This window comes from Marisediminicola senii (genome assembly GCF_011057645.1).
In the GTDB taxonomy this organism is placed as follows: domain Bacteria; phylum Actinomycetota; class Actinomycetes; order Actinomycetales; family Microbacteriaceae; genus Marisediminicola; species Marisediminicola senii.
In genome coordinates, this window is record NZ_JAALGE010000078.1 from 1 (window position 1) to 6,685 (window position 6,685).

Here is a 6,685-nt window from a genome sequence, read left to right on the forward strand (position 1 = left end):
TGTTTTTTTGTCAAGAGTACGGCGGCCCACGGGTTTTACACTACCGTCTTCGGCGGCGGCGTCAGTTGTGTATAGGAGCCGGACGCGGATGGGGGCGGGGGGTCGGGCTGGTGGCAGGTCGGGCGGGTGGCGGGTGGCGGGTCGCGGGTCGGGCGGGTCGCGGTCGCGATCGTCGCCGGTGCGGGTCGTGTTAACTGCGGCAGGCCGCCACCCAAGTGTGACGGCCTGCCGAGAAGAAGTTCGCGCTATCAGCGAAGAGTTGCCTGACTAGCGACGCAGTCCGAGGCGCTCGATGAGCGCACGGTAGCGGTCGATGTCGATGTCCTGGAGGTAACCCAGGAGGCGGCGACGCTGTCCCACCAGCAGAAGCAGTCCACGACGTGAGTGGTGGTCGTGCTTGTGCTCTTTGAGGTGCTCGGTGAGGTCCTTGATCCGGCGGCTCAGCATTGCAACCTGAACCTCAGGAGATCCGGTGTCACCGGGGTGGGTAGCGTACTCGTCGATGATCGCCTTCTTGATGTTGGCTTCGAGTGCCATAGATGGGATCCCCTTTCAGTCAGTTGCGCGGCGCCGGCTCCGGAAGTGGAGCGGCTCTCTTTATCCGCGGCCGTTGGACGGCAACCTTGGGAGCTTAGCAGGTCGAGGGGGTGGCGCGGATGGGTGGAGGTCGGCGGGGTTCTGCTGGAGTCGCGACCCGCGTCTTTCCACCCGGGTCCTCGGCACGGGAATGTCGGTGGTTGCTGGTGCACTGGGGTTATGGATGGAACGATCTCCACGAACACCGCGGCCTCGCGTGACGCCGCACATCCCGGCGCTGCTTTCGGGTTGGGTGACTCCGCTCCCGTGGTGGCACTCGAGGGCACCCTCGACTTCCTCCTCGATTCGCTCTCGGCCGCCGAGCGAATGCTCGCTGCGGCGAGCGCGGTGCGGGCCGCGCTGGTCGACCAGGCACGACAGGTCACCGAGGCCCTCGAACATGCCCGCGGCGAGCGCCTCTCGGGGTCGAACGCGACCGCGGGCCCCGCGTGGTCCATTGCGGAGCGCGCCCGTCGCTGCATCGCCGCCGAGATCGCCTGCGCCATCCGGTTGCCGGAGTTCTCGGTCAACCAGATGCTCACCGAGAGCCAGTCGCTGATGCACGAGTTGCCGGAGACCATGGCGGCGTTGCGTACCGGCGCCATCACCTATCGACACGCGCAGAAGATCATCGAGCACGCGAACTCCCTCCCCGAGGAGGCTCGCGGGCAGTTCGAACGTGACCTCGTGCCGTACGCGAGAACGCACACCGTCGCGCACCTGCATCGCAAGGCGCGCGCGATACGCGAGCGGCGGCATCCGGAGTCCATTGCGGTTCGGCATCGGCAGGCCCGCGATTCCCGGCGAGTGTTCGTCGAGCCGGCCCGCGACGGAATGTCGTACCTGACCTTCTTCATGCCCGCCGCGACCGCGGCTGCCGCGCACGACCGGCTTACCGCAGACGCCGAGGCGTTCCGCAGGGCGGGCGATCCGCGCACACTAGACCAGCTGCGAACCGACCTCGGCTCCAACCTGCTGATCGCGGGCACCTCCCCCGCGCTGGACGACGGAAGTGTCGCCCTCGGCACACGTGCGCAGGTGTCGATCACCGTGCCGGTGTTCACGCTGCTCGGCCTGTCTGACGAACCCGCGGAGCTCGATGGATACGGGCCCATCGACCCCGACACCGCGCGGGAGATCACCCGCACCGCGACGAGCTTCACGCGAATCCTCACCCATCCGCACACCGGTGCGGTTCTGTCGGTGAGCAAGCAACAATTCGCGGTTCCGGCCGATCTGAAGAGGTGGCTGCGGGTGCGCGACGGCACCTGCCGATTCATGGGGTGCTCGCAGCCCGCGCGCCGCTGCGACCTCGACCACACCGTCGACCGCCAATACGGCGGCAGCTCTTCGCACGACAACCTCGCGCACCTGTGCCGGGCCCACCACCGCCTCAAGCACGAGACGGATTGGCTCGTGCGCTCGGCGGGCAACGGGGTGTTTAGCTGGACGTCGCCTACCGGGCGGAGTTACTCCAGTGACCCGACGACGGTGTTGCGGGTCTGACGCTGCCGGCTACCGCGCCTGTTGTTGCTGCTGCCGGCTTACTGGTCGGTGGTGCCTCTCACCTCATTAGTTCGTTGCTAGTGCCGTTCGCCAGTTCACCGCGCCCCGAAGGTGGGGTTCTGATTCGTCATGACAGCGCCACGCGACTGCCACACTGGCACCGTGGATCTGGATACCCGCGAGGCCGCACGAAACGCTCTCCGGGCTGAACGGGAAGTGTGGCGCGCCCGGCTCCGTGCGGCGCCGCTCGACCAGGCAGCGCGTAGGGCACTGGCCGAAAGCTATCGGTCGAGGTGCAGCCTGGACCAGGCGGGACGTTGGGGGCTTCTGGTCGCGGACGGGTCGACCGTCGAGGAGCGCAGGCTGTTCGCGCGATATCTGGTTCGCACGAACAGGGACGATCCGGACGGCATCCTCCGATCGCTGGAGATACCGAAGACCATGAGCCCGAGCGACTACGACCCACATGGTGCGATCGTCGAGCTCGCGGAGTACCTGCAGGAGGAGCGCCGCCTCTTCGACGAGGGGAACGAGCAACTCGGCGACGTCAGCGACGATTCGTTCTCCATAGAGGATCTCGTGGAGTTGAGCTGCATCGCAGCGGCAGTCGGCGTGATTGGCACGGGCTTCGCCGTTCTGCTCGCGCTGTTGCTCGGTGGTGAGCGGGACCTTCTGCTCCCCATCGCCCTCGGTGGACTGGGCCTCACTACCCTGTTCATCCTGTCCCTGTGTGTGTACCTTCCGACCAGCTACGTGATGAGCAGGCGACGAGCGCGCGCCCCCATTCGATGGCGGTAGCTAACAGCCTTCGTGCTGCACCCTCACGATCCAGCCGACCAGACGGCCGTGGTGCGCACGCGGAGTGCCGAAGCTCAGCACACTGTGCTCGGTCGCCCCGCCGGTCACCGGCACCCACCCGCGGACTGCCGGATCTTCGGATTGCACGTACCGCACCGAGATCTGGTCTATCCGCGACACCCGTCCGGTGAGTGCCACGTATTCCCTCGGGTCTGAAGGATCGCGGCCGACATCGGCGTAGGTGTCGACCTGCCACTGGATGTGTCGACGGTCAGCGAAGAGGCGGTCGATCCAGTCCTGGTCCATCGGCACCAGCATCCACTCGACCTGCTCGCCGAGCGAGATCTCGGTGCGATCTTCTGCGACCTGCCACTCCGTGATCCACACGTCGAGGTCGTGCGGTCCGGGCGGCGGTACCGTGTCGGCGGGCTCGGCAATCGCGTGCTCGTCGGAACCCGATCGGCCCGCGATGAGCGGGTGGTAGGTGCCGAAGTAGTGGAATGTGCTCATGGCATCGGGGTGGTCATAGGTACGGAGGAGATGGGCAGTGACCGGCGGGAGCGTCACCACCAGACTATTGCGGCCGTTTGCGGCGGGGCCGGCAGAGGAGTGGCTACCAATGGGAACGGACCGCACTCGGCGCGGAGGTAGCGTGGACCTGCGAGGATCAGCCACCGACAACCGGGCACTCGCTGGTTCGGAAGCGCACGACCCGATGGAACAGCCGATTGCAGCTACTACACCTATTCCCGCTACCCCACCGATGTCAGCAACCCCAGCCCCGACTCCATCCCCACCCACACAGGAGACGCCATGACCGCGACGCCATCGACACCCAGCACCCCGCTCACGACGGCGGGCGGCATCCTGATCGACGGCCTCACGCGCTCGCGCGACGGCGCCCGCGAGGCCGTCGACGGCCTGACCCCCGCGCAGCTCGCCCACCGCGTCGACACCGAAGCCAACACGATCGCGTGGCTGGTGTGGCACTCGGCGCGAGTACAGGACAGTCATGTCGCCGAAGCCGACGGCTCGGAACAACTGTGGCTCGCTGACGGCTGGGTCGACCGCTTCGGATTCGACCTCGAACGCGACGACACCGGGTACGGCCATACCCCGGAACAGGTTGCGGCGGTCTCGGTCGACTCCCCCGAACTGCTCGTGGAATACTTCGACGCTGTGCACCAGCGCACGGTCGCCTACGTAGCCACACTGGACGACGACGCAGTGGCCGCCATCGTCGACGAACGGTGGACGCCGCCCGTCACCCTCGCGGTACGGCTCGTCAGCGTGATCGACGACTGCGCGCAGCACATCGGCCAGGCGGCCTTCGTGCGGGGCCTGATCGAACGTGCGGGCTGACCGCCAGGGTGAGCGACCCAGCGCGAGAGATGACCGACCGGGTCAGTGCCCCCGGGCGATCCACTCGTCGAGCTGCGATGCCTCCGCGCCGATGGACGTCGCTTCGCCGTGGCCGGTGAGAACGACGACCTCGGGCGGCAGGGTCAGCAGGTGCCCGCGGATCGACTCGATGATGGTCGGAAAGTCACTGTACGAGCGTCCGGTCGCCCCGGGTCCGCCGTTGAACAGGGTGTCACCCGAGAACAGGGTGCGCTCCTCCGGCAGGTAGTAGCAGGTCGATCCAGGACTGTGGCCCGGCGTGTGGATCGCATGCAGTGACTCCCCCGCGATCTCGAACACGTCGCCGTCGTTGACATAGCCGTCGGGCGAAGTCTCGGGAAAGACCTCGTTCCACAGCATGCGGTCCGCCGGCGGGAGGAACACCGGGGCATCGACGAGCTGGCGGAACTCGTCGACCGCGCGAATGTGGTCGTCGTGGCCGTGGGTGAGCAGGATCGCAGTGACCTCACGCTGTCCGATGGCTTCGGCGATGGTCGCGGGGTCGTGCGCGGGGTCGATGATGACCACGTCGTCGTCGTCACCGATGAGCCAGACGTTGTTCTCCACCTCCCAGGTTCCCCCATCGAGAGAGAACGTGCCCGACGTGACGACGTGCTCGATACGGATGTCGCCCATCAGAGCACCACCACCGAACGCAGAACTGTTCCGTCATGCATCTTGCCGAACGCCTCCTCGATATCGCCGAGCCCGATCCGCTCCGACACGAACGCGTCGAGGTCGAGCGAGCCCTGCTTGTAGTGCTCAACGAGCATGGGAAAGTCACGCGACGGCAGGCAGTCGCCGTACCACGACGACTTCAGCGACCCGCCGCGCCCGAACACGTCGAGCAGCGGCAGCTCGATGGTCATCTCGGGGTTGGGCACCCCGACCAGCACGACCGTGCCGGCGAGGTCACGCGCGTAGAACGCCTGGCGGTAGGTCTCCGGCCGTCCGACGGCATCGATCACGACGTCGGCGCCGTTGCCGCCGGTGAGTTCGCGGATCGCCTCGACCGGGTCGACCTCGGACGAGTTGACGCCGTGGGTCGCACCGAGCGTGAGCGCGAGGTCTACCTTGCGCTGGTCGATGTCGACCGCGACGATGGTCGTCGCCCCGGCGAGCTTGGAACCCTGGATGGCGGCGATGCCGACGCCGCCGCATCCAATCACCGCGACGGAGTCGCCGCGAGACACGCCACCGGTGTTGATCGCCGCGCCGATGCCGGCCATCACGCCACAGCCGAGCAGCCCGACCGCCGCCGGGTCGACCTCGGTGTCGACGACGGTGCACTGGCCGGCCGCGACCAGGGTCTTCTCGGCGAACGCGCCGATGCCGAGCGCGGCCGTGAGCTCGGTGCCGTCTTCGAGCGTCATCTTCTGCGTCGCATTGTGGGTGTTGAAGCAGTACTGCGGCTCACCGCGGCGGCAGGCACGACAGTCGCCGCACACGGCACGCCAGTTCAGGATGACGCGGTCGCCGACGCTCGGCGAGGTGACGCCGGGCCCGACCGCGGAGACCACGCCGGTGGCCTCGTGCCCGAGCAGGAATGGGAAGTCGTCGTTGATCGCACCCTGCGTGTAGTGCAGGTCGGTGTGGCACACGCCGCACGTCAGCACATCGACGAGCGCCTCCCCCGGGCCGGGATCCGGCACGAGGATCGTTTCGAGCGAGACGGGTGCGTCTTTCGCCCGCACCACGACTGCCTGGACTCTATGGACCATGGGGAATGCGCACCTCTCGGATCGACGGGGACGCACCGGGCGCCCAGTACATCAGATCATCAATCGGCCACCGGCGGGCGCACCCCCCGCGGGAGTAACGCGCAGGCGGGCGTTCTAGGCTTGTTCCGTGCAGCGCAGGGAACCCATCTACGACACCGCGATCGTCGCAGGCCGCGGCCTGTTCGGCTTCTGGCGCCTGAAGCGCAGTGCCTCCGGTGTCGAGAACATTCCTCAGACGGGCGGCGCGGTCATCGCCATGACGCACTTCGGCTACCTCGAATTCGCGCTCGTCGAGTGGGCGACGTGGATGCACAACAAGCGCCGCATCCGCTTCATGGCCAAGAAGGGCGCGTTCGACAAGCCGGGCGTCGGCTTTCTGCTGCGCGGAATGCGCCACATCTCGGTCGACATGACCGCGGGCGCTAAGGCCTACGCACAGGCCGTGCAGGCGCTGAGGCGCGGCGAACTGGTCGGCGTCTTTCCCGAAGCCGGGGTCAGCGCGTCGTTCACGGTGCGCGAATTCAAGACCGGCGCGGTGCGCCTCGCCGCAGAGGCGGGCGTACCCGTCATTCCAGTCGCTATCTGGGGCGGCCACCGCCTGCTTACCAAGAACCGCCGCATCGCATTCCGCGAGCGGTTCGGCGTGCCGGGGCACTTTCTGTTCGGCGCCCCGATCACCGTGG

General features: G+C 67.4%; 8 protein-coding genes. 4 read left to right on the top strand and 4 right to left on the bottom strand.

Features of this window, described 5'->3' with window-relative positions; translation table 11 throughout:
• Positions 1-267: 267 nt before the first annotated feature.
• Complete coding sequence (gene rpsO / locus G5S38_RS14900) at positions 268-537, bottom strand: 30S ribosomal protein S15 (protein ID WP_165070311.1); 270 nt, start codon at positions 535-537, stop codon at positions 268-270.
• A 219-nt stretch (positions 538-756) separates the two neighbouring features.
• Between rpsO and G5S38_RS14905 the strand changes: the two genes are divergently transcribed.
• Both G5S38_RS14905 and G5S38_RS14910 read left to right on the top strand, forming a co-directional pair.
• Positions 757-2,082: an HNH endonuclease gene (locus G5S38_RS14905; RefSeq protein WP_165070315.1), complete on the top strand. Its 1,326-nt coding sequence runs from the start codon at positions 757-759 to the stop codon at positions 2,080-2,082.
• 162 nt (positions 2,083-2,244) lie between these two features.
• Entirely contained in the window at positions 2,245-2,880 is a 636-nt protein-coding gene (locus G5S38_RS14910; protein WP_165070318.1) for a hypothetical protein, read from the top strand.
• Here the strand turns inward: G5S38_RS14910 and G5S38_RS14915 are convergent, their stop codons facing one another.
• Positions 2,881-3,390: a DUF6578 domain-containing protein gene (locus G5S38_RS14915; RefSeq protein ID WP_165070322.1), complete on the bottom strand. Its 510-nt coding sequence runs from the start codon at positions 3,388-3,390 to the stop codon at positions 2,881-2,883. It abuts the gene before it with no gap.
• Between the two features lie 303 nt (positions 3,391-3,693).
• Between G5S38_RS14915 and G5S38_RS14920 the strand changes: the two genes are divergently transcribed.
• Positions 3,694-4,242: a mycothiol transferase gene (locus G5S38_RS14920; RefSeq protein ID WP_165070325.1), complete on the top strand. Its 549-nt coding sequence runs from the start codon at positions 3,694-3,696 to the stop codon at positions 4,240-4,242.
• Between the two features lie 42 nt (positions 4,243-4,284).
• Here the strand turns inward: G5S38_RS14920 and G5S38_RS14925 are convergent, their stop codons facing one another.
• Positions 4,285-4,917 (bottom strand): MBL fold metallo-hydrolase, encoded by a 633-nt coding sequence (locus tag G5S38_RS14925; protein ID WP_165070328.1) that lies wholly within the window; start codon positions 4,915-4,917, stop codon positions 4,285-4,287.
• Positions 4,917-6,002: an S-(hydroxymethyl)mycothiol dehydrogenase gene (locus G5S38_RS14930; protein WP_165070331.1), complete on the bottom strand. Its 1,086-nt coding sequence runs from the start codon at positions 6,000-6,002 to the stop codon at positions 4,917-4,919. The genes G5S38_RS14925 and G5S38_RS14930 overlap by 1 nt, the downstream gene beginning before the upstream one ends.
• Positions 6,003-6,129: 127 nt before the next feature.
• Here G5S38_RS14930 and G5S38_RS14935 point away from each other — a divergent pair.
• Positions 6,130-6,685 (top strand): lysophospholipid acyltransferase family protein (locus G5S38_RS14935; protein ID WP_235929117.1); only part of this gene is annotated, 556 nt, incomplete at its 3' end.

Bases quoted from the DNA above. Each gene is read 5' to 3' on its own strand.
- rpsO (WP_165070311.1), bottom strand. From the start codon at position 537: ATGGCACTCGAAGCCAACATCAAGAAGGCGATCATCGACGAGTACGCT.
- G5S38_RS14925 (WP_165070328.1), bottom strand. From the start codon at position 4,917: ATGGGCGACATCCGTATCGAGCACGTCGTCACGTCGGGCACGTTCTCT.
- G5S38_RS14930 (WP_165070331.1), bottom strand. From the start codon at position 6,002: ATGGTCCATAGAGTCCAGGCAGTCGTGGTGCGGGCGAAAGACGCACCC.
- G5S38_RS14915 (WP_165070322.1), bottom strand. From the start codon at position 3,390: ATGAGCACATTCCACTACTTCGGCACCTACCACCCGCTCATCGCGGGC.
- G5S38_RS14920 (WP_165070325.1), top strand. From the start codon at position 3,694: ATGACCGCGACGCCATCGACACCCAGCACCCCGCTCACGACGGCGGGC.
- G5S38_RS14905 (WP_165070315.1), top strand. From the start codon at position 757: ATGGATGGAACGATCTCCACGAACACCGCGGCCTCGCGTGACGCCGCA.